Annotated in this window: 18 protein-coding genes; 1 reads left to right on the top strand and 17 read right to left on the bottom strand. The window is 62.1% G+C overall.

Annotation, left to right across the window (positions count from 1 at the left end; translation table 11 throughout):
- The first annotated feature begins 172 nt into the window (after window positions 1-172).
- Window positions 173-7,168, top strand: a complete 6,996-nt coding sequence (locus tag AC1RR7_RS11915) for an NEL-type E3 ubiquitin ligase domain-containing protein (RefSeq protein ID WP_493157514.1) — start codon at window positions 173-175, stop codon at window positions 7,166-7,168.
- Window positions 7,169-7,268: 100 nt separating this feature from the next.
- Here the strand turns inward: AC1RR7_RS11915 and ureC are convergent, their stop codons facing one another.
- The 17 genes from ureC to AC1RR7_RS11830 form a co-directional block, all read right to left on the bottom strand.
- Window positions 7,269-8,969 carry an urease subunit alpha gene (ureC, locus tag AC1RR7_RS11910; protein WP_102620109.1) on the bottom strand — a complete coding sequence of 567 codons (1,701 nt, stop codon included), beginning with the start codon at window positions 8,967-8,969 and terminating at the stop codon, window positions 7,269-7,271.
- A gap of 36 nt (window positions 8,970-9,005) precedes the next feature.
- Window positions 9,006-9,311: an urease subunit beta gene (locus AC1RR7_RS11905; RefSeq protein WP_096819774.1), complete on the bottom strand. Its 306-nt coding sequence runs from the start codon at window positions 9,309-9,311 to the stop codon at window positions 9,006-9,008.
- Window positions 9,311-9,844: a GNAT family N-acetyltransferase gene (locus tag AC1RR7_RS11900; RefSeq protein WP_273536886.1), complete on the bottom strand. Its 534-nt coding sequence runs from the start codon at window positions 9,842-9,844 to the stop codon at window positions 9,311-9,313. The genes AC1RR7_RS11905 and AC1RR7_RS11900 overlap by 1 nt, the downstream gene beginning before the upstream one ends.
- Window positions 9,845-9,849: 5 nt before the next feature.
- Window positions 9,850-10,383: a GNAT family N-acetyltransferase gene (locus AC1RR7_RS11895; protein ID WP_273536887.1), complete on the bottom strand. Its 534-nt coding sequence runs from the start codon at window positions 10,381-10,383 to the stop codon at window positions 9,850-9,852.
- A 9-nt stretch (window positions 10,384-10,392) separates the two neighbouring features.
- A complete protein-coding gene (gene ureA, locus AC1RR7_RS11890; RefSeq protein WP_007950602.1) occupies window positions 10,393-10,695 on the bottom strand; it encodes an urease subunit gamma in 303 nt (100 codons plus the stop codon).
- 334 nt (window positions 10,696-11,029) lie between these two features.
- Entirely contained in the window at window positions 11,030-11,869 is an 840-nt protein-coding gene (locus AC1RR7_RS11885; RefSeq protein ID WP_273536890.1) for an urease accessory protein UreD, read from the bottom strand.
- 43 nt (window positions 11,870-11,912) lie between these two features.
- Window positions 11,913-12,611: an urea ABC transporter ATP-binding subunit UrtE gene (gene urtE / locus AC1RR7_RS11880; protein WP_102620105.1), complete on the bottom strand. Its 699-nt coding sequence runs from the start codon at window positions 12,609-12,611 to the stop codon at window positions 11,913-11,915.
- A 14-nt stretch (window positions 12,612-12,625) separates the two neighbouring features.
- The gene (gene urtD, locus AC1RR7_RS11875; protein ID WP_493157510.1) at window positions 12,626-13,495 is read right to left on the bottom strand and encodes an urea ABC transporter ATP-binding protein UrtD; all 870 of its coding nucleotides are present in this window, start codon (window positions 13,493-13,495) and stop codon (window positions 12,626-12,628) included.
- Window positions 13,492-14,571 (bottom strand): urea ABC transporter permease subunit UrtC, encoded by a 1,080-nt coding sequence (gene urtC, locus AC1RR7_RS11870; RefSeq protein WP_493157508.1) that lies wholly within the window; start codon window positions 14,569-14,571, stop codon window positions 13,492-13,494. Before urtC ends, urtD begins: the two co-directional genes overlap by 4 nt.
- Entirely contained in the window at window positions 14,571-16,073 is a 1,503-nt protein-coding gene (gene urtB / locus AC1RR7_RS11865) for an urea ABC transporter permease subunit UrtB (RefSeq protein WP_493157506.1), read from the bottom strand. Before urtB ends, urtC begins: the two co-directional genes overlap by 1 nt.
- 66 nt (window positions 16,074-16,139) lie before the next feature.
- Window positions 16,140-17,405 carry an urea ABC transporter substrate-binding protein gene (urtA, locus tag AC1RR7_RS11860; protein ID WP_085711205.1) on the bottom strand — a complete coding sequence of 422 codons (1,266 nt, stop codon included), beginning with the start codon at window positions 17,403-17,405 and terminating at the stop codon, window positions 16,140-16,142.
- A gap of 225 nt (window positions 17,406-17,630) precedes the next feature.
- Entirely contained in the window at window positions 17,631-17,930 is a 300-nt protein-coding gene (locus tag AC1RR7_RS11855; RefSeq protein ID WP_102620101.1) for a 7(1) septoil knot domain-containing protein, read from the bottom strand.
- Between the two features lie 44 nt (window positions 17,931-17,974).
- Complete coding sequence (locus tag AC1RR7_RS11850) at window positions 17,975-18,985, bottom strand: FecCD family ABC transporter permease (protein ID WP_493065791.1); 1,011 nt, start codon at window positions 18,983-18,985, stop codon at window positions 17,975-17,977.
- On the bottom strand, window positions 18,982-19,929 hold the full coding sequence (locus tag AC1RR7_RS11845) for an ABC transporter substrate-binding protein (protein WP_493157504.1): 948 nt from the start codon (window positions 19,927-19,929) through the stop codon (window positions 18,982-18,984). The genes AC1RR7_RS11850 and AC1RR7_RS11845 overlap by 4 nt, the downstream gene beginning before the upstream one ends.
- Entirely contained in the window at window positions 19,926-20,714 is a 789-nt protein-coding gene (locus AC1RR7_RS11840; RefSeq protein WP_096819763.1) for an ABC transporter ATP-binding protein, read from the bottom strand. The genes AC1RR7_RS11845 and AC1RR7_RS11840 overlap by 4 nt, the downstream gene beginning before the upstream one ends.
- A 12-nt stretch (window positions 20,715-20,726) precedes the next feature.
- Entirely contained in the window at window positions 20,727-22,853 is a 2,127-nt protein-coding gene (locus tag AC1RR7_RS11835) for a TonB-dependent receptor (RefSeq protein ID WP_102620098.1), read from the bottom strand.
- Window positions 22,854-23,015: 162 nt separating this feature from the next.
- Window positions 23,016-24,395: a PepSY-associated TM helix domain-containing protein gene (locus AC1RR7_RS11830; RefSeq protein WP_273538950.1), complete on the bottom strand. Its 1,380-nt coding sequence runs from the start codon at window positions 24,393-24,395 to the stop codon at window positions 23,016-23,018.
- Window positions 24,396-24,449: the final 54 nt, after the last annotated feature.

Here is a 24,449-nt window from a genome sequence, read left to right as displayed (position 1 = left end):
GGTTCCTGGAAATTCAAGGCGGGGCGTTCGAATATTAGTCCCTTTGCGCGGGAAAGATAGCGCCGCTCGAGCCTGACATTTCCGCTGACAAGACGCCGTACTGCGAGACATATGTACCGCAGCCACGGAGGTTCGCCATGGTCTGCTTTCGCTCCATTTCAAGGAGCGAATCATGCCCGAAATCCCTCTCACCCCACCTTCGCCGGATAAGGCTGCACCGCCTCCCGGGCCGGTTGTAACGCAAAGTCTGCACGCCGGTTTCCTCCAGCAGGCCAGCCCCGACTGGTTGATCAACGCACCGGTTCAGCAGCGGGAAGGGCTGAAAAGTGCCGATAACGCCACGCCCGACTGGTACAGGCGCGCCTCGCGCGATCAACGCAAGGCGGTGGGCGACGCCGTGACTGCCAGCCTCGCTGCCCAGGCTCGCCTGGACAAAGCCATGTCGGGCTTCCAGGACATCGACAGCTTCGCCGCGCCATTGCTGACCAAGGCCCTCAAGGACCGCTTCAACGTGACGCTGGACCTCAACAAGACCTGGCTGCTGCTGAACAAACCGGTGGAATTGGGGATTTTTGCCATCGACATCGATTTCTTCGAAGTCCTGAAACTGCCATTGCTGCAAGCGGCCCTGCACAACTTCGAAGATCGTGAATGTAAACGTGGCGCCTTTCATGAAACCTCGGGATTTCGCAGGGAAACCTCGACACCCGGCACGCTTGCGCCGTTGAGCACGCCCCTGACGGTCGAGCAATTCACCGGTCTGTGCCGTTCACTGGACATCGGGGCGAAATATCAGGCGTACCTCAGGGATTTCCTGCGCCCCAAGGACGCAGTGACCGAACACGTGCTGCGCGACAAATTCGTCGCCGCGCATAAAACCGCTCTGCGTGCGGCGGCCGAACTGGCACTGGTCAAAGGTGATATCGGACACGAAGACTACGCCTCGATTCGCTCGATCCTCAACGGTGAACTGGTACCGCGTCAGGGCCGTCGGCAGATCTGGTTCCGTGATCTGGGCCTGATGGGCCGGCGCATGACTGGCTGCGTGATGTTCACAATCTGCGAGAAGTATCGCTACAGCGACGACTCGATCCTGTATATCCCGGGTGATCCTTACCACCCGCTCAAACGCTACAAGGGGCTGGAAATCGCAGCGATGTTCAAGCAGCGGTTTACCGCACGCGACGCGACTCAAACTCATCCCGCCGAACCGAATGCCTACCAGCGCTTTTTCAGTCAGTTCGTCGCCTATGCCGACCGGCCGCGCTACTTCGGCCAGTTCACCGACGACACGCCGAACCGCACGTTCACGCAAAGGCTGGCGCCCTACGAGCCGCTGCTCAACGAGTTTTTCAAGGCACTCAACCCGATCAACGCCGCGCTGACAGGGATCCGCGAATTGCCACCTGCGCCGCCGATCGAACAGGTGCCGAATGCTGAGCCGTATCTGAACCCGGTTGACCTGTCTCGCAAGGGGGGCGGGATCTGGTCGGACAATGTCGACCTGTGGAATTACCAGTTCGAGCAGCATCGTGAGCGGTTGATCGCCGATGCCCGCAGCCATGCCGTGCCCACGGCGGATGTCGACGCCAGGGTGCGCTCGGAGAAGTTCGCCGCGTTGTTGAACATCGGCATGCTGGTGCTGATGGGTGTCTCGATGTTCGTGCCGGTGCTGGGCGAAGTGATGATGGTAGTGATGGCCGGGCAACTGTTCGAAGAAACCTTTGAAGGCGCCATCGAGTGGAGCGAAGGTGATCGCAAGGCTGCCAAGGCCCATCTGATCGATGTCGCGCAGAATCTCGCGTTGATTGCCTTGATGGCGGGGGCGGGAAAGGGGTTTGCTCGGTTGACGGCAGCCAGATCGGTGCCGGTCATCGAGAACCTGCATCAGGTGGAATTGCCCGACGGCACGACCCGTTTGTGGAAGCCTGACCTGAGTGGCTACGAGAGTCCGGTTACGCTGGATCCGCACGCGATGCCGAATGCGCTGGGGCAATTCGAGGTCGGAGAAAAAAACTGCATCCGGCTCGACGGCAAGACCTACCAGCAGGCTTATGACGAATCGCTCAAGGCCTGGCGCATCCAGCATCCGAGCGATCCGCAGGCCTATCAGCCGCCCCTGGCGCACAACGGCGCCGGCGCATGGCGGCATACCCTGGAACGCCCACAGGATTGGGATCGATTGACGCTGTTGCGGCGCATCGGCCACAGCACCGAGCCCTTTGCTGACGAACAATTGCTGACGATGGCCGATGTCGCCGGTGTCAGCGACAACGCCTTGCGCAAGATGCACCTGGACAATGCCTTGCCGCCGCCGGAACTGACGGACGCCATGCGCCTGTTCAACGCTGAGCGTGACGCCGGACTGATCGTCGGACAGGCCGCCGGTGCACAGGCGATCGACAGTCGCTTTCTGCATCTGCTGGCGCTGCTTCCCGATATGCCACGCTGGCCGTTCGGACGAGTGCTGAAGATCTACGACAGCCCTGAACTCTCGGGGAGGGCGCGCAGTTACGGGACGAAGCGCGGCGGCAAGGCGCCGATCCGGATCAGCCGGGCCGAGGTGTTGAACGGTCAGCTGCCGACCCGGATACTCGCGGCGCTGGATGAAGCAGAGACGATTCGCCTGTTGGGTGGTGAGCCTGCACGCGTTCGGTCGGCACGGGCGCAGGAGTTCTCCCGACAGATTGCCGACTTCGCCAGCGCTCGTCAGCCTGCGTTATTCAACAGCCTGCTCAAGGGAACCGAGCCTGTAGAGCCTCGGACAGCAAAGCTGCAACGAGTGATCCCCGGTCTGACCGACCGTGCGGCCGCAGCCGTGTTGGGGCAAGCCAATGCCGGGGAACTGGCACGGCTGGACAGCGCATCGAAGGTCCCCTTGCATTTACAGGAACTCGGTCGCTGGTATGGCCAAGCAGGGCGCTTGAGCCGGGCCCTGGCCGGATTGCGCAGTGAAACCATGGCCTCGGCCGACAGCCGCCATCTCGCGTTGCAGACGTTGGGACGATTGCCGGGGTGGTCCAATGACGTGCGTCTGGAAGTCCGCGAGGGCAGTATCAGCGGCCCGATGCTGGATGCCATCGGCAGCGAAACGGCCTCCGAACACAAGTATCTGGTCAAGTACGGGGACGCCTATCAAGCCGCCAATGAGCGAGGCGAGCCGCTTAACAGTATTCCGGTCAGGGGCGACAACTTTTTCGCCTCGTTGATGCATGCCTTGCCCGATCCGGCACGTCATGCGCTGGGTCTGCCGAATGTCGGGCAGAGTGTCGAGTTGCAAGGCGCGATCATGGATCGGGCGCTTGCCGAGCGCAGTCAGTCGGCACAGATTCTTCGCGCAGGCGTCGCCGAGAAACCCTGGTTCAAGCCGCCGCAACGCATTGCCCCCAAACTGCTCGGTTATCCCGCCAGCGGCGATGGGCCGGGGCCAGACCCTGTGTTGATCGGGCACGTGCAGAATGTCTATCCGGGATTGACCGACGTCCAGGCCCGCGGCTTCATTCTTGAGCAATGGCGGCTGGGCAAGACTGACCAACAGATCCTTCATCTGCTCAACAATCGAATGAGCGAATGGCGAGAGCTGGAAACAACGCTTGATGAATGGCTGATGTCGCAGAACCTGCGCCTGCGCAATGCCCGTGACGAATTCGTCAGCGTGGCGCAAAACATCAAGGACTGTTGGCGCAACGCACCGTTGGCCGAACACAATGCTCAGGCGGCGCGCCTCACGATCATCAGTGATGCTCCGCTGCCGCCATTGACGGCGGATTTCTCTCACGTGCGCGAACTGACACTGCGCGCCCCGGTAGTGGGTGACACGCTTGCAGCGTTCCCCAACGTTGAAAAACTGGTGATGAGCGCCGGCGTCGCGGAATTCGACAAGGTCCTCACAACGTTGAAGACACTGCGGCACATGACCCTGCTGAAATTGGCCACACCCCTCACGGGCGCGGTGGCGTCGAGGATCAGGGAACTGACCCGGCTCGAGGAGCTGGAGCTGCACTGTACCGGCAGCGGCGCCAACCCAGTGGTGCCGGTGCAGCTTGATTTCAGCGGCATGCGCCAGCTGCGCAGGCTCGAAATCGGCAGCCCGCAAATGCATCAATGGCCGCGCGGTGTTCTGGATTTGCCACGACTGGAGCGTCTGAACCTGCGATCAACCTCGATCAATGCGCTGCCGATGGAAATCTATGAAGGTCATCAGCGACTGTTGTCCGGTCTGTCGCTGGACTGGTCGAAGTTCCCGCGCCGGGTGTTCAAACCGATCTACGAATTCGTCCGCAGTCAACCTCGGCATCTGATCGATCTGGACGAAATGGTTGCCGACTACTGTCGCGGTGAGCTCAAGCGTTTTGTCGGCATGGAGTCCAGCCTGTTCGATGTCCTGAGCAATGGTTTCAAGACGCAATGGACAGATGCCGGGAGCCGGCTCGTCGCCATCGAAGCCCTGAGTGAACAGTTCAGCGAACTCAACCGGCTGACAGAGTGGGTCGGTTCCGAACCGACCATCGCCAACGGCGGCGCCGCACGCTCGGCAGTCGCCGAAACCTTGCGGAGCAATTGGCGCAGTGGCTTGTTCCAGCGCTACGGCGCGCGCACCGAAAGCGTGTTTTTCAACCTGTACGTCAGTTTGCCCACCGATCCGTCGGTGCTGGATATTCTGGGTTCTCCCGTGGACAGTCTGCCGGTCTTGTCTGCTGAAGGTTTCAGCCACGTCAGAAGCCTGCATCTGGCCGGGTTGCAGGCCCCGGTCGAACAGTTGCGCGGTTTCATCCGCACCTTCCGCGGGGTCGATACCCTCGACCTGAGCCATTGTGGCTTGACCGAACTGCCGCTGGAACCGAGCGATCTGCCGGCGCTCGAAACCCTGAACCTGCACGATAATCCTCTGGAACGTATCGACGTGCGCGGCATGAATCGCCTGATGGCGCTGGACCTGAGTTCGACGGCCCTGCGCGAATGGCCGGCCGGTGCCGAGGATCTTCCGGAACTGACCTGGCTGGATCTCAGCGACAGCCAATTGACCTCGCTGCCGGATACGCTGCTGGCGCGTGATGCATTGTTGCTGGATACCAGCCTGACCGGCACCGCGTTGAACCCGCAAGCCAAAGCCGCTCTCGCCACTGCGCGGCAGAGGATCGAAGGCGCCCGAGGCCTGGCCCCCGGATCGTTGCAGCGTTTTGCGCTGGAGGAACCGCGTCACCGTACACCGCCCACCGAAAGCGGTTCGGTCATCGCTCGGCGCCTGTTGCCGTTGCCGCCACGGTTGCCTGCTGTTGAAGGGCCGGCCGGATGGGGTGCGCGCTTGCGCCGCCTGTGCCCGCAGTACGACAACACTCGGGCTCAACAGGCCATCGAACGGATGCAGGGCGCGGGGCTGACCGAGGTGCAGATCAGTGCGCGAATCGACGCATGGGAACAGACATTCGAGTCGCTGACGCGGCGCCTCAACGATTGGCTGTTCACTCATGAAACCCGTGGTATGGATTGGACCGTATCGTCGCGCACCCGCCAGATTGCTGCGCAGCGCATCATCGAATGCTGGCGGGACGGTACGGTCGACTGGAATGGCGTCACTGATCGCGAGCTGAACCTCGACGGTCTGCAAGTAGGCAATCTGCCCGAGCTGACGGACGTGTTTCCTGCGGTGAGTACCCTGAACCTGGCGGGTGTCAAGCTTTCCACCGATGGCTCCAATGCGTTCCTCAGGGCATTCACACAGGTGCGCCGACTCAACCTCAGTGGCAACCACTTGCCGGTTATCCCCGAACCTGTCGGGCAAATGCGTCGGCTGGCGCGACTGGAACTGTCGTTCACCGGCCTTGCGGATTCTGCAGCGCTGTCTCAAACGCTTGAGGGGTTGACCCAATTGCAATGGCTGGATCTGAGCCATAACAGCCTGCGCACGTTCAGTGTCGCTCGACTCGGGCGGCTGGAGCGGCTGGATCTGCGCGACAACCTGCTCACGGGCTGGCCGGAGGGAGTATTGCAAGCCCCGCACTTGCAGGCGATCGACTTGAGCAACAACGAAATATCGTCAATTCCAACGCAGCTGTATGACGGCAGCCATGCTGCGCTGATTGCCGGCAGCAATCTTTCGGAAAACTACGAAATGTCGCAGCAAAGTCTCGTTCGGCTGCGCGAGTACGCTGATGCGAATGGGCGTCGTGATGCGCTGGGCATGACGTATGCCGATATCGACCGGATGATCGACGATCTGGACAGCACCACCGAAAGCGATGACGAAGACCTGAGGATCGACAGTGAACCCGATGAGGTCCTTCCGGCGCTCGCCGAAGCGGTCCTTGAGCAGCAAGTGACACCATGGATTGAAAACATCCCCCAGGAAGACGCCTTGCGTTATCGGGCGATGTGGCAGCGGTTGGCAGTCGAGCCCGACAACGAGGCCTTCTTCCATCTGCTGTCGCGGATGCCGGACACCGAGGAATTCCGGGTGTTTCGCGCCGACCTGACCCGACGGGTCTGGGAAGTCGTCGAGGCGGCCGATGGCAGCCAGGAGCTGCGTGATACGCTGTTTTCCATGGCAACCACGCACACGACCTGCGTCGACGGGCGCACACTGGCGCTCAGCGAAATCGAGGTCAAAGTGTATGAGTACAACGCCTTGCGACACCTGCAGCCAGGTCTTGCGGCGAAGGGGCGCGCCTTGCTCGACTTGTCGCGACAACTGTTTCGCCTGGGTGAGGTGGAAAAACTCGCGGCGCGCAGCATGGACCGTCACGCCGATCCTGCGGAAGTGCGCCTGCAGTATCGAATCGGCCTGACCTCCGGCTGGGAGGATGGCCTGCTATTGCCTGGGCAACCCAGCCACATGCGGTTTGCCCGGCCGATCAGGGGCGAGGATCTGGCAGCCGCTCGCGCGGCGGTGGTGAAGGCTGAAAAAGGCGAGGGGTTTTATGAGGAACTGATCAGCCGTGATTACTGGGTGCAATACCTGACCGAGAAGTACCCGGATGAACTCGGCGCGCTCAAGCGCAGTTCGGATGAAAAACTGCAGCGACTTGAGGATGAATACGAAGACGTCACCAGCGCGGCGTACCAGGAGGCGGTGCAGATGCTCGAGGTTGAACGCAGTATTGAGCGCAACCAGCAACTGATTGCCTTGTCACGTCAGGAAACCGGCGAGCCGGTGAGGGTCGGGCTTTAGGGTGAGCGGCCCGGTACTTCGCGGTATCTGATGGACACTTCAGACCGCTGAAGCGCTGGCAGCCTCGGTCGTCGAAAGGCTCGACGACCGTGGCCAGACATCAGAACAGAAAGTAACGCTGCGCCATCGGCAGGGTTTCGGCCGGCTCACACCAGAGCAACACGCCGTCGGCCTTGACCTGATAGGTCTGCGGATCGACGTCGATGTTGGGCAGGTAATCGTTGTGGATCAGGTCGGTTTTCTGCACGTCGCGGCAGCCTTTGACCACGGCGATTTTCTTCTTCAGGCCCAACACTTCGGGCAGCCCGGATTCCTGCGCTGCCTGGCTGATGAACGTCAGACTGGTGGCATGCAACGAGCCACCGTAACTGGCGAACATCGGGCGATAGTGCACCGGTTGCGGGGTCGGGATCGACGCGTTGGCGTCGCCCATCAGGCTCGCGGCGATGGCGCCGCCCTTGAGGATCAGCGTCGGTTTTACACCGAAGAAGGCCGGGCGCCACAGCACCAGATCCGCCCACTTGCCGACTTCCACCGAACCTACCTCGTGGCTGATGCCATGGGTGATCGCCGGGTTGATGGTGTACTTGGCGATGTAGCGTTTGGCACGGAAGTTGTCGTTGCCTTCGCCGTCCTTAGGCAACGGGCCGCGCTGCTTTTTCATCTTGTCGGCGGTCTGCCAGGTGCGCGTGATGACTTCGCCGACGCGGCCCATGGCCTGGCTGTCGGAACTGATCATCGAGAACGCGCCGAGGTCGTGGAGGATGTCTTCGGCGGCAATGGTTTCGCGGCGGATACGGCTTTCGGCGAACGCCACGTCTTCGGCAATGCTCGGGTCGAGGTGGTGGCAGACCATCAGCATGTCGAGGTGTTCGTCGATAGTGTTGCGGGTGAACGGCCGGGTCGGGTTGGTCGAACTCGGCAGCACGTTGGCGAAACCGCAGGCCTTGATGATGTCCGGCGCATGGCCGCCGCCGGCACCCTCGGTGTGGTAGGTGTGAATGGTGCGGCCCTTGAACGCGCCGAGGGTGGTTTCAACGAAACCCGACTCGTTGAGGGTGTCGGTGTGGATCGCCACCTGCACGTCGTACTGGTCGGCGACGCTCAGGCAATTGTCGATGCTCGCCGGGGTGGTGCCCCAGTCTTCGTGCAGCTTGAGGCCGATGGCGCCGGCCTTGACCTGTTCGATCAGCGGCTCCGGCAGGCTGGCGTTGCCCTTGCCGGTGAGGCCGATGTTCATCGGGAACGCATCGGCCGCCTGGAGCATCCGCGCCAGGTGCCACGGTCCCGAAGTGCAGGTCGTTGCATTGGTGCCGGTGGCCGGCCCCGTGCCGCCGCCGATCATGGTGGTGACGCCGCTCATCAGTGCTTCTTCGATCTGCTGCGGGCAGATGAAGTGGATGTGCGTGTCGATGCCGCCGGCGGTGAGGATCATGCCTTCGCCGGCAATCACTTCGGTACTGGCGCCGATGGCGATGTTCACGTTCGGCTGGACGTCCGGGTTGCCGGCCTTGCCGATGGCGGCGATGCGCCCGTCCTTGAGGCCGACGTCAGCCTTGACGATGCCCCAGTGGTCGATGATCAGCGCGTTGGTGATGACAGTGTCGACCACTTCGGCCGCCAGCAACTGGCTCTGGCCCTGGCCGTCGCGGATCACTTTGCCGCCACCGAACTTCACTTCTTCGCCGTAGGTGGTGAAGTCTTGCTCAACTTCGATCCACAGCTCGGTGTCGGCCAGGCGCACCTTGTCGCCGACGGTGGGGCCGAACATGTCGGCGTAGGCTTGTCTGGAAATCTTCATCTAGCGTCCTTCAGAGAAATAACGGCACACACGGACTCAGAGGTCACCCATGACCCGTCCGGCAAACCCGAACACCCGCCGGTGCCCGGCGTAATCCACCAGTTCCACTTCGCGGCTCTGGCCCGGCTCGAAACGCACGGCCGTACCCGCCGGGATGTTCAGGCGCATGCCACGGCTGGCGGCGCGGTCGAAGGTCAGGGCGTCGTTGGTCTCGAAAAAGTGGTAGTGCGAACCGACCTGGATCGGCCGGTCGCCACTGTTTGCCACTTTCAGGCTGATCGTGCGACGACCGACGTTGAGTTCGATGTCGCCGGGCTGGATCCGGTATTCGCCGGGAATCATCAGTGGGCTCCTTGCAGAATCTTGTAGTAGAGGGCTGTCGGGCGATACGTGCCGCTCGGGTCGCAGGCGTAATCGGGAATTTCCCCGGCGCGGGTGTAACCCTGGGCCTTGTAGAAGTCTTCGGCGGGGGAGCCGGCTTCGGTATCGAGGTAGAGCATGCCGCGCTTGTACTGGCGGGCCGTCAGTTCCAGCGCTTCCATCAACTGCTGGCCGAGGCCGCGCCGCCGGGCGTGTTCGCGCACCAGCAGTTTCTGCACTTCGGCGCGGTTCAGACCGTTGGCCTTCTGGCACAGGCCCAGTTGCACGCTGGCCTGCACCTGTTCGTCCTTGACCACCACCCACAGCAAGACGTTGCCCTTGTTCAGGTTGTCCTGCACTTCATCGAAATAGGCGCGGGCCTGAGTGGCATCCAGATCGGCCATGAAGCCGACGCTGGCGCCATACCCCACGGCGTCGAGCAGCAGGTCGATCAGGCCCTGACGATAGTGCGCAAAACTTTCAGCATTGACGCGTCGCAGTTGGGCGGGGTTCATCGGTGTCACTCCTTGTTGGCGAGCGGCGGCTCCGCGCCAGGGTTGAGGGTCAGTTGCATGAACGTCAGGTCGAGCCAGCGGCCGAACTTGGTGCCGACCTGCGGCATCTGCCCGGTGATGATGAATCCGGCGCGCTCGTGCAGTCGGATCGACGCCGCGTTGCCGCTTTCGATGGCGGCGACCATGATGTGTTTGCCGCAGGTTCTCGCACGTTCGATCAGCTCGGTCATCAATTGCGGGCCGAGGCCGTTGCCGCGCTGGTCGCTGCGCACGTAGACCGAGTGCTCGACCGTGTGACGGAAACCGTCGAACGGCCGCCAGTCACCGAACGAAGCGTAGCCGAGGGTGGTGTTGTCGGCGTCGACGATCACCAGGATCGGATAGCCTTGGGCCTGGCGCGCGCTGAACCACGCCTGACGGTTGCCGAGGTCGACCGGGGATTCGTTCCAGATCGCCGTGGTGTTGAGCACGGCGTCGTTGTAGATGTCGCGGATCGCCGGCAGATCGGCATGCAGTGCATCGCGAATGGTGTAAGTCATGGCGCGGCCTCAGACGATCGGTTGGTGAACGGTGACCAGTTTGGTGCCGTCGGGGAACGTCGCTTCGACCTGAATCTCCGGGATCATTTCCGGGATGCCTTCCATCACTTGATCGCGGGTCAGCAGGGTGGTGCCGTAATGCATCAGTTCAGCCACGGTCTGGCCGTCCCGGGCGCCCTCGAGCAGCGCCGCCGAGATGAAAGCCATCGCTTCCGGGTAGTTGAGCTTCACGCCACGGGCCAGTCGCCGCTCGGCAACGAGGCCGGCGGTGAAGATCAGCAGCTTGTCTTTTTCGCGTGGGGTCAGGTCCATCGTTTGAAATCCATTTGGGCAGATTTGTGTGGTTCTTTCGGTTTGAGGGGGGCAGTTGGAACCGCCCCTCACCCTAGCCCTCTCCCGGAGGGAGAGGGGACTGATCTCGGTTGTTTTCAATGGCCAGTTCAGTCAGTTGAATTCTTGTGTCTGAAACATTTCCAGCGGTCACCTCGGTCAGGTTCCCTCACTCTCCCGGAGGGGGGACTGATCTCGGTTGTTTGTTATGGCCGGGTCAGTCAGTAATTTTTTGAGACTGCAAAATTCTTTCCAGACAGCTCGGTCAGGCTCCCTCTCCCCTCCGGGGAGAGGGCGGGGGGTGAGGGGCTGGCCCTCAAGTACTCCAGATTCTCGGCGGCTGAGCTTCACGGCCGAGCAACGCAGGCCTGAGCAATCGCCACAGATCAATCAGCCATCCACGCGCCAGCAACGCTTCACTGGCCAGGCAACGGGCGACCAACAGACCGGGCAACTGCGTCAGATCCCCGCGCACCTCGTGGCCCAGCGAACGGCAGCGCTCCAGCAGTTCAGCATCAATCTCACCGGTGACCAACAACGTCGCAAACACCGGATTGCCGTCCAGCCCGATCGGCGAATCAAGCAAGCCGTCATCGCCGACGATGCGCTGGCGCTCATGCCAGAGCAGCCGGCCATCGCGGCGAATATCCAGATGCGCCTGGAAATGCCCGAGGTCGAAACGCTCGCCACTGGCCGGGCGACCCAACGCCACCACGTCCCAGTAGAACAGTCGTGCATCGCCTTCAAGGTCGATCGAGGTCGTGAGTTCAGCCTGGGCGGCGCTGTAGACGATGGTTTCCTGGGGCAGCCACTCCAGTGTCGCGCCGGCGGCGACGTGCAGGTCCAGCGACTGATAAGCGGGGCCCGCCGCGCGATACCACTTGGCCGCGCCGGGGCTGGTGATCTGTGCCCAGGCGCCCTGTTCGACGCGGGCGCTGATGTCGAGCCGGTCACCGCCGGCAATCCCGCCCGGCGGGTGGACGATGATGTGCTGGCAGACCTCGGGCCCTTCGGCATACAGATGCTTTTGCACCCGCAACGGACCGAGGTGTCGGCGTCGGGTCGGCCGCGTGCAATCGCCGAAGCGGGCGTAGGCCAGCTCAAGCTCGGCGTGCCAGCTCGGGGTAAACAGGGCAGTCGCTAAAGGTAAGTTCATGTTTTCTGATTATCGTTAGGACGCTACAGATTAGACCGTAACGTCAAATAGTCACCAGCCCGCGCACACCTTCGGCTTCCATATTTTCGCCACGGCCCTGCTGCACGATCTCGCCCCGGGACATCACCAGGTACTGATCGGCCAGTTCGGCGGCGAAATCGTAGAACTGCTCCACCAACAGGATTGCCATGTCGCCTCGGGCGGCGAGCTTTTTGATCACCGCGCCGATTTCCTTGATCACCGACGGCTGAATGCCTTCGGTGGGTTCGTCGAGAATCAGCAGCCGTGGACGGCTGGCCAGTGCGCGGCCGATGGCGAGTTGTTGTTGCTGACCGCCGGACAGGTCGCCGCCGCGCCGCTGTTTCATTTGCAGCAGCACCGGGAACAGTTCGTAGATGAACGCGGGAACCTCTTTGGCTTCGCTGCCGGGAAAACGCGACAGGCCCATCAGCAGGTTTTCTTCCACGGTCAGTCGGCCGAAAATCTCCCGGCCCTGCGGCACGTAGGCGATCCCGGCGTGTACCCGTTGATGTGGCTTGAACGTGGTGATCGGTTTGCCTTCCCAGTTCACCGCGCCTTCCTTGGCCGGCAACAGGCCCATCAGGCATTTGAGCAACGTGGTCTTGCCCACGCCGTTACGGCCGAGCAGGCAGGTGACTTCGCCGATCTTCACGTCAAAGCTCAGGCCACGCAGGATGTGGCTACCGCCGTAGTACTGATGCAATTTGTCGACTTGCAGCATGTTGGAATTCCTCTTCAGCGCCCGAGATAGACTTCGATCACGCGCTCGTTGTCTTGCACCTGTTCCAGCGAACCTTCAGCCAGCACGCTGCCCTGGTGCAACACGGTGACGTGGTCGGCAATCGAGCCGACGAAGCCCATGTCGTGTTCCACCACCATCAGCGAATGCTTGCCCGCGAGCGACTTGAACAGCTCGGCGGTGAATTCGGTTTCGGCGTCGGTCATGCCCGCCACCGGTTCGTCGAGCAGCAGCAGTTGCGGGTCCTGCATCAGCAACATGCCGATTTCCAGAAACTGTTTCTGCCCGTGGGACAGCAGCCCCGCCGGGCGATTGACCGAGGTGGTCAGGCGAATGGTGTCGAGCACTTCGCTGATCCGGTCTTTCTGCTCGCCGCTCAACTTCGCCCGCAAACTGGCCCACACCGACTTGTCGGTTTTCTGCGCCAGCTCAAGGTTCTCGAACACGCTCAGGGCTTCGAACACCGTGGGTTTCTGGAACTTGCGACCGATGCCGGCCTGGGCGATCTGCACTTCGTTCATTTGCGTCAGGTCGAGGGTTTCGCCGAACCATGCCTTGCCATGACTCGGGCGGGTCTTGCCGGTGATCACGTCCATCAGCGTGGTCTTGCCCGCGCCGTTGGGGCCGATGATGCAGCGCAGTTCGCCGACGCCGATGTACAGGTTCAGAGCGTTCAGCGCCCGGAAACCGTCGAAGCTGACGCTGATGTCTTCCAGGGTCAGGATCGTGCCGTGACGGGTGTCGAGGCCCGGACCGACGCGTTGTCCGAGGCCGATCGAGTCGCGGCTGGTGCCTTCGTCCTTGTTGGGCTCCACCGGGAAAAAGGCCGGTTCCAGCATGAATTCAGCGCTCGCCGTGACTCTCATGATTCACCTCGTTTCTTCAGCAGACCGATCACGCCTTTGGGCAGGTACAACGTCACGACGATGAACAGCGCGCCGAGGAAGAACAGCCAGTATTCGGGGAACGCCACGGTGAACCAGCTCTTCATGCCGTTGACCACGCCGGCGCCGAGCAGCGGGCCGATCAGGGTGCCGCGCCCGCCAAGCGCCACCCACACCGCGGCCTCGATCGAGTTGGTCGGCGACATTTCGCTCGGGTTGATGATCCCCACCTGCGGCACGTACAGCGCGCCGGCCAATCCGCACAACACCGCGCTCAAGACCCAGACGAACAGCTTGAAACCACGCGGGTCGTAGCCGCAGAACATCAGGCGATTCTCTGCATCACGCAGGGCGGTCAGCACCCGGCCGAACTTGCTGCGCGCCAGCCGCCAGCCGATGAACAGGCTCGCCACCAGCAGCAACACCGTCGCCAGAAACAGCACCGCGCGGGTGCCGGGTTCGGTGATGCCGAAACCGAGGATCGTGCGGAAATTGGTAAAGCCGTTGTTGCCGCCGAAGCCGGTCTCGTTGCGGAAAAACAGCAGCATCCCGGCGAAAGTCAGGGCCTGGGTCATGATCGAGAAATACACGCCCTTGATCCGCGAGCGGAAGGCGAAGAAGCCGAACACCAGCGCCAGCAAACCCGGCGCCAGCACCACCAGACACATCGCCCAGAGGAAGTTGCCGGTGCCGCTCCAGTACCACGGCAATTCGCTCCACGACAGAAAGGTCATGAACGCCGGTAAGCCATCGCCGGCGGCCTGACGCATCAGGTACATGCCCATCGCATAACCGCCGAGGGCGAAGAACAGGCCGTGACCGAGGGACAAGAGACCGGCGTAGCCCCAGACCAGATCCAGCGCCAGGGCGACGATGGCGTAGCAGAGAATCTTGCCGACCAGCGTCAGGGTGTAAGCCGAAACGTGCAGCGCACTGTCCGCCGACAACAGCGACAGCAGCGGCAGGGCGATCAGCAACGCGAGAACAACGGCACCGACAGCGAGGGAAACTTTGGGGCCGGCCTTTTGTGTGGCCGTAACGAGCAGGGGCTGGTTCATCAGTCGATCACCCGTCCTTTCAGTGCGAAGAGGCCTTGCGGACGTTTCTGGATGAACAGAATGATCAGCGCGAGGATCAGGATCTTGCCGAGCACCGCACCGATCTGCGGTTCGAGAATCTTGTTGGCGATGCCCAGGCCGAACGCGGCGAACACGCTGCCGGCCAATTGGCCGACGCCACCGAGCACCACCACCAGGAATGAATCGATGATGTAGCTCTGGCCGAGGTCCGGGCCGACGTTGCCGATCTGGCTCAGCGCCACGCCGCCGAGCCCGGCGATGCCCGAGCCGAGACCGAAGGCGAGCATGTCGACACGCCCGGTCGGCACGCCGCAGCAGGCGGCCATGTTGCGGTTCTGGGTGACCGCTCGCACGTTCAGACCGAGGCGAGTCTTGTTCAGCAGCAGCCAGGTCAGCACCACTACGAACAATGCGAAGGCGATGATCACGATGCGGTTGTACGGCAGCACCAGATTCGGCAACACCTGAATCCCGCCGGACAGCCATGCCGGGTTCGCCACTTCAACGTTCTGCGCACCGAACACCAGGCGCACCAGCTGAATCAGCATCAGGCTGATGCCCCAGGTGGCGAGCAGGGTTTCCAGTGGGCGGCCGTAGAGATGGCGAATCACCGTGCGCTCCAGGGCCATGCCGATGGCGGCAGTAACGAAGAACGCCACCGGCAGCGCGATCAATGGATAGAACTCGATGGCCTGCGGTGCGTAGCGCTGAAACATCAACTGCACGACGTAGGTCGAGTAGGCACCGAGCATCAGCATCTCGCCGTGGGCCATATTGATCACACCCAGCAGGCCGAAGGTGATCGCCAGACCTAGTGCGGCAAGTAATAGAATCGAGCCGAGGGACATGCCGCTGAAGGCCTGGCCGAGCAGTTCGCCGATCAGCAGTTTGCGCTTGACCTGGGCGAGGCTGGTTTCGGCGGCGGTGCGCACATTGGCGTCAGCCTCGACGCCGGGTTCGAGCAAACCTTCGAGGCGAGTGCGGGCCAACGGGTCACCGGTTTCACCGAGCAGACGCACGGCCGCGAGGCGCACGGCCGGGGCAGTGTCGACCAGTTGCAGGTTGGCCAGCGCCAGGCTCAGGGCGGCGTGGACGCTTTCGTCTTTTTCGCCAGCCAGTTGGTGGTCGAGGAATTTCAGCTGCGCCGGTTTGGCGCTTTTCTGCAATTGCTGCGCGGCAGTCAGACGGGTTTTGGCGTCGACGGCGAGCAATTGGTGGCTGGCCAGTGCGGTGTCGATCAGACCTCGCAGGCGGTTGTTCAGGCGCAGGGTTTTGGGTTGGCCGTCGACGGTCAGTTCGCCTTGTTGCAGGGCGTTGATCAGTTCGACACGGGCCGGATCGGGCTGCGCGGCCCAGGCTTCCAGCAGTTTGGCTTGTTGCACGGGGTTGGCGGCGACGAAGTCTTCGGCGTCGCTGGCGTGGGCGGCTATCGGCAGCAAAAGTGCGAGGGCCAGGAGCAAACGGTATAGGGCAGTGGGCATAACGGGCCTTCCTGTATTGATCGTTCCCACGCAGAGCGTGGGAACGATCAGGTTGAGCGGGTTAACTCAGTTGCTCTTCACCGCATACTCCGGCTTCTTGTCGTTGCCCGGAATGAACGGACTCCAGGGCTGCGCACGAATCGGCCCCTCGGTCTGCCACACCACGTTGAACTGACCATCGGCCTGGATCTCGCCGATCATCACCGGTTTGTGCAGGTGGTGGTTGGTCTTGTCCATGGTCAGGGTGTAGCCGGACGGCGCGGCGAAGGTCTGGCCGCCGAGGGCTTCGCGGACCTTGTCGACGTCGGTGGACTTGGCTTTCTCCGCCGCCTGCGCCCACATGTGGATGCCGACGTAAGTGGCTTCCATCGGGTCGTTGGTCACGGCTTTGTCGGCGCCTGGCAGGTTGTGTTTCTTCGCGTAGGCCTTCCAGTCATCGACGAACTTCTTGTTCACCGGGTTCTCCACCGACTCGAAGTAGTTCCACGCCGCGAGGTTGCCCACCAGCGGCTTGGTGTCGATGCCGCGCAGTTCTTCTTCGCCCACCGAAAACGCCACCACCGGTACGTCGGTGGCCTTCAGGCCCTGGTTGGCCAGTTCCTTGTAGAACGGCACGTTGGAGTCGCCATTCACGGTCGAGATCACAGCGGTCTTGCCGCCGGCCGAGAATTTTTTGATGTTGGCGACGATGGTTTGATAGTCGCTATGACCGAACGGGGTGTAGACCTCTTCGATGTCTTTATCCGCTACGCCTTTGGAATGCAGGAACGAACGCAGGATCTTGTTGGTGGTGCGCGGGTAGACGTAATCGGTGCCGAGCAGGAAGTAGCGCTTGGCGCCGCCACCTTCTTCGCTCATCAGGTATTCAACCGCCGGGATCGCTTGCTGGTTCGGCGCGGCGCCGGTGTAGAACACGTTCGGCGACATCTCTTCGCCTTCGTATTGCACCGGGTAGAACAGCAGGCCGTTGAGTTCTTCGAACACCGGCAGCACCGATTTGCGCGACACCGAGGTCCAGCAACCGAACACCACCGCGACCTTGTCCTGAGTCAGCAACTGCCGGCCCTTCTCCGCGAACAGCGGCCAGTTCGACGCCGGGTCGACCACCACCGGTTCCAGCATCTTGCCGTTCACCCCGCCCTTGGCGTTGATCTCGTCGATGGTCATCAACGCCATGTCTTTGAGCGATGTTTCGGAGATCGCCATGGTGCCGGACAACGAATGCAGAATCCCGACCTTGATGGTCTCGGCGGCCTGTACCGTCCAGGTCATGCCCATCGCGGCAATGGATGCCGTGAGTGTGAAAGCCTTGATCAAACTGCGACGCTTCATTGTGCGATCTCCACGAACGTTAAAGTTTTTTATGGTTGGCAGATGCGAACGACTGAAGGGTGTTTTGCAAGGGCTGTGCCCGGTCGGGATCGGGCAGCAAAAGGTCGGTTTAGAGCGGTTGTGCGCAGGGGCGGCGCACCAGGAGGGGACAGACGGCAGGGTGTGGTGCGGGGAAGTGCTTCATTGTGGTGCTGCCGCGAGGCGGCAGCGGGGATGCGTGACGGATCAGTTCACGCCAGGCCAGGAGTCCACGTACTTGATGGTGAAATCAGGGTAAGAGTCGACGATCTGAATCTTGTAATCGGGATACTGATCAACGATCTGCCATTTGCCCACCGAGTCTGGCCACTGAGTGACTTGCTTCACTTTCAGATCTGGCCAGGAGTTATCGATCTTTACTTTGTAATCCGGGTACGAGTTGACGAACTGGATCTTGCCGTAGATCTTCGAGACATCGACGGTCGTATCGGCCAGCACCGCGCTGGATCCCACAAACAGCAACGCGACAACAGCTGCTTTCAACATGACACTCATCCTGAGAAAAATCGGGTGCGCAGTCTAAGGCAGGCTCAGCGGCGGCGCATCAGGCCGATGAAAAACAGCCCGCCGAGCGCTGCGGTGGCAACGCCGATCGGCAAGTCTTCCGGTGCGATCAGCGTCCGCGCCGCGACATCGACCCACACCAGAAACACACTGCCGAGCAACACGCACACCGGCAGCAGACGCCGGTGCTCGGCACCGATCAAGCGCCGCGCAATGTGCGGCACCATCAGCCCGACAAACCCGATTGAGCCGCTGATCGACACCAGTACCCCGGTCATCAGTGAAGCAATCACGAACACCCGCAGACGGACCGCCCGCGCGTTCAGGCCAAGGGTGACAGCCGTCTGTTCGCCAGCCATCAAAGCGTTCAATGGCCGAGCCATGCCCAGCAGCAGAATCAGCCCGAGCAACACGCTGAGCGCCGGCACGGCCAACAACTCCCAGCGCGCCAGACCGAGGCCGCCGAGCATCCAGAACATCACCGCCGAACTGGCGCGGTGATCGCCCATGAACAGCAGCAGGTTGGCGATCGCCATCATCACGAACGACACCGCCACGCCACACAGCAGCAGGCGATCACTGTCCAGTCGTCCGTGACGGTTGGCGATGCCCAGTACCAGAAACATGCTCAACAACGCGCCGATAAACGCGGCAATCGGCAAGGTCAGCAGACCGACGATTTCGCCGACGTGCAGCACCACGATCACTGCGCCGAGGGTCGCGCCGGAGGTAACGCCGAGCAGGTGCGGGTCGGCCAGAGGGTTACGCGTCACCGCTTGCAGCACCGCACCGATCAACGCCAGCCCGGCGCCAACCAACGCACCGAGCAACATGCGCGGCACGCGGATCAGCCAGACGATGTGCTCCTGGCCGGCGCTCCAGTCCGGCACGCCGAAACCGAACAACTTGTGCAGCAGAATCCGCCACACCACGTCCACCGGCACCCGCGCCGGGCCGAAGCCCAGCGACACCACGCACGACACCAGCAGCACCGCGCCGAGGGCAATCAGCAGCCAGCCGTAACGACGATTGATCATTCGCCGTGGAACCCTTTGGCCAGAGTTTCAACCGCCAGCACGTTGTCGATCCCCGGCGTGGCCTGCACGTAAGGGATGACGATGAAACGCTGGTTCTTGATCGCGTCCACCGATTGCAGCGCCTTGTTCTTCAGCAGAAATTCAATCTTCTGTTCGGCGGTGATTTCGCTGTAGTCGACGATCACGATCACCTGCGGATTGCGCTCGACCACGGTCTCCCAGTTGACCCGGGTCCAGCTCGCATCGACGTCATCGAGAATGTTGCGCCCACCAGAAGCGTCGATCAGCGCTTGCGGCATGCCGAGGCGGCCGGAGGTCATGGCGCGGTCTTCGCCGCTGTCGTACAGGAACACCCGTGGCTTCTCGGCGGGCAGGTCTTTGCGGATGTCGGCGACCTGATTTTGCATGTCGGCGATCAGTGCGTTGGCGCGGTCCTGCACGTCGAAGATTTTGCCGAGGTTGCGCAGGTCGTTGTAGGTGTCTTCCAGCGTGGCGGCCGGGCGCTTCATCACGAAGGCGCAGGATTCGGTCAGCTCATAGACGTTGATGCCCAGCGGTTGCAGCGTCTGCGGGGTGAGATCGCCACCGACGCGCATGCCGTAATCCCAGCCGGCGAAGAAGAAGTCGACGTTGGCGTTGAGCAGGGTTTCCACCGACGGGTATTTGGCCGCCAGTTCCGGCAGGCCATCGAGCAGCGACTGCATTTCGGGTGTTACCGACTTCCAGCCACTGACGCCGCTGTAGCCGGCCATCTTCGACTTGAGGCCGAGGGCGAGCATCATCTGGGTCATGTTGATGTCGTGGCTGACCGCGTGTTTCGGCGCTTCCTTGAAGGTCACTTCGCGGTTGCAGCTGTGGATCGTCAGTGGGTACTTGGTGGCTTCGGCGAAGGCTTGGGGGGTGCCCAGCAACAGGGCGAGGCAAAGCAGGGAGCGCACAGTCATGGTCGGGTTATCCAGGTGATTCGCGGGTAGCCGTGGAGGGGGTGGGAATCGATCAGTGCTTCAACGCCGAACACGTCGCGCAGCAATTCAACCGTGAGGACTTCTTGCGGGGTGCCGCTGGCGACGATGCGACCGTGGTTGATCACATACAAACGGTCGCAGAACGCGGCGGCGAGGTTCAGGTCGTGAATGCTTGCCAGGGTGCCGATCTGCAAGCGCTTGACCAGTTGCAGCAGCTCCAGCTGATAGCGCGGGTCGAGGTGGTTGGTCGGCTCGTCGAGGATCAGCAGTTGCGGTTGCTGGGTCAGGGCGCGGGCGAGGATCACGCGTTGTTTTTCACCGCCGGACAGCGTGGCGAATGCGTGGTCTTCGAAACCATCGAGGCCCACGGATTTGAGGGCCTGGGTGGCGAGGTGGCGGTCTTCCAGCGTGTCGCCGTCGAACAGGCCTTTGTGCGGCGTGCGGCCCATGGCGACCACTTCTTCGACGGTCAGGCCGAAGGCGTCGGGGAATTCCTGCAAGACTACGGCGATACGTTGCGCGCACCAGCGCGAGGATTGCTTCCACACGTTGTGATGATCGAGTCTGACCTCACCGTGCTCCGGCTGGCTGAAGCGGTAGGCGCAGCGCAACAGGCTGGTCTTGCCGCTGCCGTTGGGCCCGATCAGCCCGACGAACTCACCGGCGGCCACTTGCAACGAGGCGTCACGCAGCTGGAACTGGTGATGGCAGTGGTCGTGGCCCAAGGGGGACCATCTCAGGTCGGTGAGGGTCAGGGAGGTCATTTCGTTCCTGTTCTAGAAGGTGTAGTCAGCTGTGACAAAGAACGAACGAGGCTCACCCAGAATCCACTGCTGCCCCTCATTGTATTGGCTTTGCGCATAGGTCCGGTCAAACAGATTGTTCACCTGTAACCCCAGTGTCGTGTTGCGTAGGGCTTTCCACGACAGCGTCGCATCGACCACGGTGTAGCTCGGCAGTTCGTTGCGGTTGGCCATGTCGGCGTAGCGCGCATCGACATAACGCACGCCGGCGCCGGCTTTCAGGTCATCGGTCAGCGCCTTGCTCAGCCACAGGTTCGCCGTGCGACGTGGCACGTCCACCGGGCGATTGCCGTTGCGCGACACCGGCACGCCGCCGACCACCTCTTCGAAATCGTCGTACTTGGCTTTAACGATGGCGGCGTTGGCTTGCAGTTGCCAGGCGTTTGGCAGTTGCAGATCGAAGCTGGCTTCCAGGCCGTTCGACGATTGCTGGCCGACCTGCTGCTTGAGCGTCGGGTTGCCCGGATCGTCGGTCAGCAGCTTCTTCTTCACGATGCGATACGCCGCCAGCGTGAATTCGCCACGTTGATCCCAGAACAGCTGCTTCATGCCGATCTCGGTTTGCCGCGCGGTGGACAAGTCGTATTGCTGCTGGCTCGGGCTCAGAGAAATCAAACCGCCGATGCCATCGGTGCTGGTAGCGACCTGACCGTAGAACGAGGTGTCCTGTGTCAGCGCGAACACCAGCCCGGCCTTCCAGTTGTTGCCGGTCAGGGTCTTGTCGCTCTGGCTGCCGTCGACCAGGTTGTTGCGATCCACGTGCACGTAGTCGCGGCGCACGCCGGTTACCAGCGACCAGCGCTCGCTCAGTTGCGTGCGGTTTTCGGCGAACACCGACATCTGTCTGGTGGTGCTGTCGAATTGATCGCGATACGGGTCGGCGCTCTCGAAGTAACCGGTTTGCGGGTGGTACAGATCCAGCGGTTGGCCGTTCGGCAACACGTCGTTGAACGGCGAGTTGCTGTTGAGCTGGAAGCGGATGCGGTTGTAATCGACGCCGGTCACGGTCTGGCTGTCGAGGCCGAACAGCGAATGCTTGAAGGTGAAAGTCTGGCGGTCGCCGACCTGTTCCTGTTTGTGGCCGATGCCGAAGTAACCGCTGCGGCTGAGTTGTTGGCTGCCAGCGTCGAAGTTGTAGTTCTCGGCGTTCTGCCAGCGGCGCTGAGCCTTGAGGTAATACAGCTCGTTGCTGGCGTTGACCGCGTCGTTGATCTGCCAATCGGTGGTCAGGCGTGTCCATTGATCGTTGTAGTGCTGCTTGTCGTTGCGCACGTTGTAGTTCTTGTTGCGCAGGCTGTCCTTCAACTGGCCGTTGATCAGCGGTGTGCCGAAGTAGTTCTGCGGGCGTTGGTCGCCGTAATCGTGGGCGAGGGTGAAGGTCAGATCATCGGTGGCCTGCCAGCGCAGGGCGGCGCTGATGAAGTCGCTGGACGAGTCGCCGCGATCGATCCAGCCGTTGCTGCGCAGGCGGTTGAGGTTGAGGCGATAGCTCAGGGTGTCGGTCAGCGAACCGCCGCTGTCGAACGCCTGTTGCTGGCTATCGAACGAGCCGTAACCGACGCGCACGTGGTTTTCGATTTCGCCTTCGAACGGTTTCTTCGGGATCACGTTGACCACCGCACCGGTCGCGCCTTCGCCGTACAGCACCGAGGCCGGGCCGCGCAGGACGTCGACGCGCTCCACCGACCAGGTGTCGACCGGGAACGTCACGGTGCCCATGCCGGTGTACATCCGGTTGCCGTCATACAACTGCATCACCGAACTCTGCCCGGTAAAGCCCCGGGCCTGCAACGAAGTGCCGCCATCGCCCGGCGTGCCGGTTCGGCTGATGCCGGTGCTGCGCGACACCGCGTCCTGCACGCTGCGGTCGCCACGAGCGCGGACTTGCTCGCCGCTCAGGCTTTCGACGCTGGCCGGGGTTTCCATCGCGCTGAGGTTCAGGCGCGAGCCGGCGCTGGTCGGCGTGGTCAGGCTGACGGTCTGGTCGTCATTGGCCAGAGCCGTGATGGTGCCGGTGGGCAGCGTCAGCGGCGCGCTGTCGGCGTGGGCGCTGTTGTTCAGGGCGAACAGGCAGAGGCTGGACAAGAGGTACTTGTTCATCGGGGCGGTGAATCACTTCTTCAAAATAAAAGCCCGCAGGCTCATGGCAATGCATGGCTGCGGGCAGAGCAGCAAGTTAGTGTTATACAGTAACACTAAAAATTGCCGGAGTTTAAGCCCCGGCAGTTTAAAGATCTGTCTAGGTCGCGCATCTCGCCTGTTTCATGATGAAGTTGAGGCAGATTCAGCTTGCCGGCCCAGACGCGACAACAGCAGCCGATCCAGCAACCACACCACCACCAGCGAAGCGCCCACCAGTGGAAACACCACCGCCAGAACCAGCATGATCGCCACGCCGGTTTTCCATTTCGGCAGATCGTGGCGCAGCGGTGGTACGCCGAATTTTCCTTGCGGGCGACGCTTCCACCAGATCACCACGCCGCTGACGGCGCTGAGCAGAATCATCAAGCAGATCAGCAGCACGATGATCTGGTTGAAGGTGCCGAACATCTTGCCTTCGTGGAGCATCACGCCGATTTCCGTGGCCCGGGCGACGGCGCCGTATTGCTCGAAACGCACGTCAGCCAGAACCTTGCCGGTGTACTGATCGATGTGCAGGGTCGCATCGTTGCGTGGGTCGTCGGCGAACACCGCAATGGTGAACACGCCGGTGGCGGTGGTCGGCAGGGTGATGCTGTAGCCCGGCTCGACCTTGCGCTCGATGGCGATGTTCTGCACGTCCTGCAGGCTGATGATCGGCGCGGCGGGGCCGTGTTGCATGCCGCCGTGGGCCATGTGTTCGGCGTGGTCGCCGGACATCGGCATCGGGGTGTTTTCCATGGCCCAGGGTACGGTCTGGCGCGCGGCGTTGTTGAGGCTGCCGGCTTCGACGTCGGAGGTCGGCACGTTGTCCCACATCGCCGCCGGGAACACGTTCCACACCTGGGCGTACTGCTTGCCCCAGAACCCGGTCCAGGTCATGCCGCTGAGCAGCATCACCAGCAGCAACGCGGCGCCCCAGAAACCGGTAACGGCGTGCAGATCACGCCACAGAACGCGACCGCGACTGTTCAGGCGTGGCCACAGTATTCCGGCCGCCTGGCCGCGCGGCCACCACAGGAAAACCCCGGACACTACCAGCACCACGCCCCAGCCGGCGGCGAGTTCGATCAGCCGGTCACCGACGGTGCCGATCATCAATTCGCCGTGGATCGCCCGGGCGAGCGCTTGCAGGTTCTGCTTGGCGTCCTGCTCGCCGAGGATGTCGCCGTGGTACGGATCGACAAACACGTTCAGCTCATGGCCGGCGTTCTTCACCACGAATTGCGCGCTGCGCTCGGCGTTCGCTGGCGGCAGGTACTGGGTGACCTGGCCTTGTGGATAAGCGCTTTTGACCTTTTGCAGCAAGTTATCGGCCGGCACGGTGTGATGCCCGGCCGGGACGTTCAGCAGGCTGCTGTACATCAGCGAATCGAGTTGCGGCTTGAACAGGTAAATGATGCCGGTCAGGGCCAGCATCACCATGAATGGCGCGACGAACAATCCGGCATAGAAATGCCAACGCCAGGCCAGGTTGTAGAAATTCGGTTTGGGCTGTTTCATCACGAGTGCTCCGCTTGGCTTGGATCTTCTAGTTGTCTGTTGTCACTCGCTCCC

This window comes from Pseudomonas sp. GW821-FHT11G12, assembly GCF_058808055.1.
Note: the sequence above shows the minus strand (reverse complement) of the source record. Positions and strands in the feature narration are given on the sequence as shown.

Excerpts from the sequence above, each read along its gene's own strand:
- AC1RR7_RS11915 (WP_493157514.1), top strand. The coding sequence starts at position 173 with ATGCCCGAAATCCCTCTCACCCCACCTTCGCCGGATAAGGCTGCACCG.
- ureC (WP_102620109.1), bottom strand. The coding sequence starts at position 8,969 with ATGAAGATTTCCAGACAAGCCTACGCCGACATGTTCGGCCCCACCGTC.
- AC1RR7_RS11905 (WP_096819774.1), bottom strand. The coding sequence starts at position 9,311 with ATGATTCCCGGCGAATACCGGATCCAGCCCGGCGACATCGAACTCAAC.
- AC1RR7_RS11900 (WP_273536886.1), bottom strand. The coding sequence starts at position 9,844 with ATGAACCCCGCCCAACTGCGACGCGTCAATGCTGAAAGTTTTGCGCAC.
- AC1RR7_RS11895 (WP_273536887.1), bottom strand. The coding sequence starts at position 10,383 with ATGACTTACACCATTCGCGATGCACTGCATGCCGATCTGCCGGCGATC.
- ureA (WP_007950602.1), bottom strand. The coding sequence starts at position 10,695 with ATGGACCTGACCCCACGCGAAAAAGACAAGCTGCTGATCTTCACCGCC.
- AC1RR7_RS11885 (WP_273536890.1), bottom strand. The coding sequence starts at position 11,869 with ATGAACTTACCTTTAGCGACTGCCCTGTTTACCCCGAGCTGGCACGCC.
- urtE (WP_102620105.1), bottom strand. The coding sequence starts at position 12,611 with ATGCTGCAAGTCGACAAATTGCATCAGTACTACGGCGGTAGCCACATC.
- urtD (WP_493157510.1), bottom strand. The coding sequence starts at position 13,495 with ATGAGAGTCACGGCGAGCGCTGAATTCATGCTGGAACCGGCCTTTTTC.
- urtC (WP_493157508.1), bottom strand. The coding sequence starts at position 14,571 with ATGAACCAGCCCCTGCTCGTTACGGCCACACAAAAGGCCGGCCCCAAA.
- urtB (WP_493157506.1), bottom strand. The coding sequence starts at position 16,073 with ATGCCCACTGCCCTATACCGTTTGCTCCTGGCCCTCGCACTTTTGCTG.
- urtA (WP_085711205.1), bottom strand. The coding sequence starts at position 17,405 with ATGAAGCGTCGCAGTTTGATCAAGGCTTTCACACTCACGGCATCCATT.
- AC1RR7_RS11855 (WP_102620101.1), bottom strand. The coding sequence starts at position 17,930 with ATGTTGAAAGCAGCTGTTGTCGCGTTGCTGTTTGTGGGATCCAGCGCG.
- AC1RR7_RS11850 (WP_493065791.1), bottom strand. The coding sequence starts at position 18,985 with ATGATCAATCGTCGTTACGGCTGGCTGCTGATTGCCCTCGGCGCGGTG.
- AC1RR7_RS11845 (WP_493157504.1), bottom strand. The coding sequence starts at position 19,929 with ATGACTGTGCGCTCCCTGCTTTGCCTCGCCCTGTTGCTGGGCACCCCC.
- AC1RR7_RS11840 (WP_096819763.1), bottom strand. The coding sequence starts at position 20,714 with ATGACCTCCCTGACCCTCACCGACCTGAGATGGTCCCCCTTGGGCCAC.
- AC1RR7_RS11835 (WP_102620098.1), bottom strand. The coding sequence starts at position 22,853 with ATGAACAAGTACCTCTTGTCCAGCCTCTGCCTGTTCGCCCTGAACAAC.
- AC1RR7_RS11830 (WP_273538950.1), bottom strand. The coding sequence starts at position 24,395 with ATGAAACAGCCCAAACCGAATTTCTACAACCTGGCCTGGCGTTGGCAT.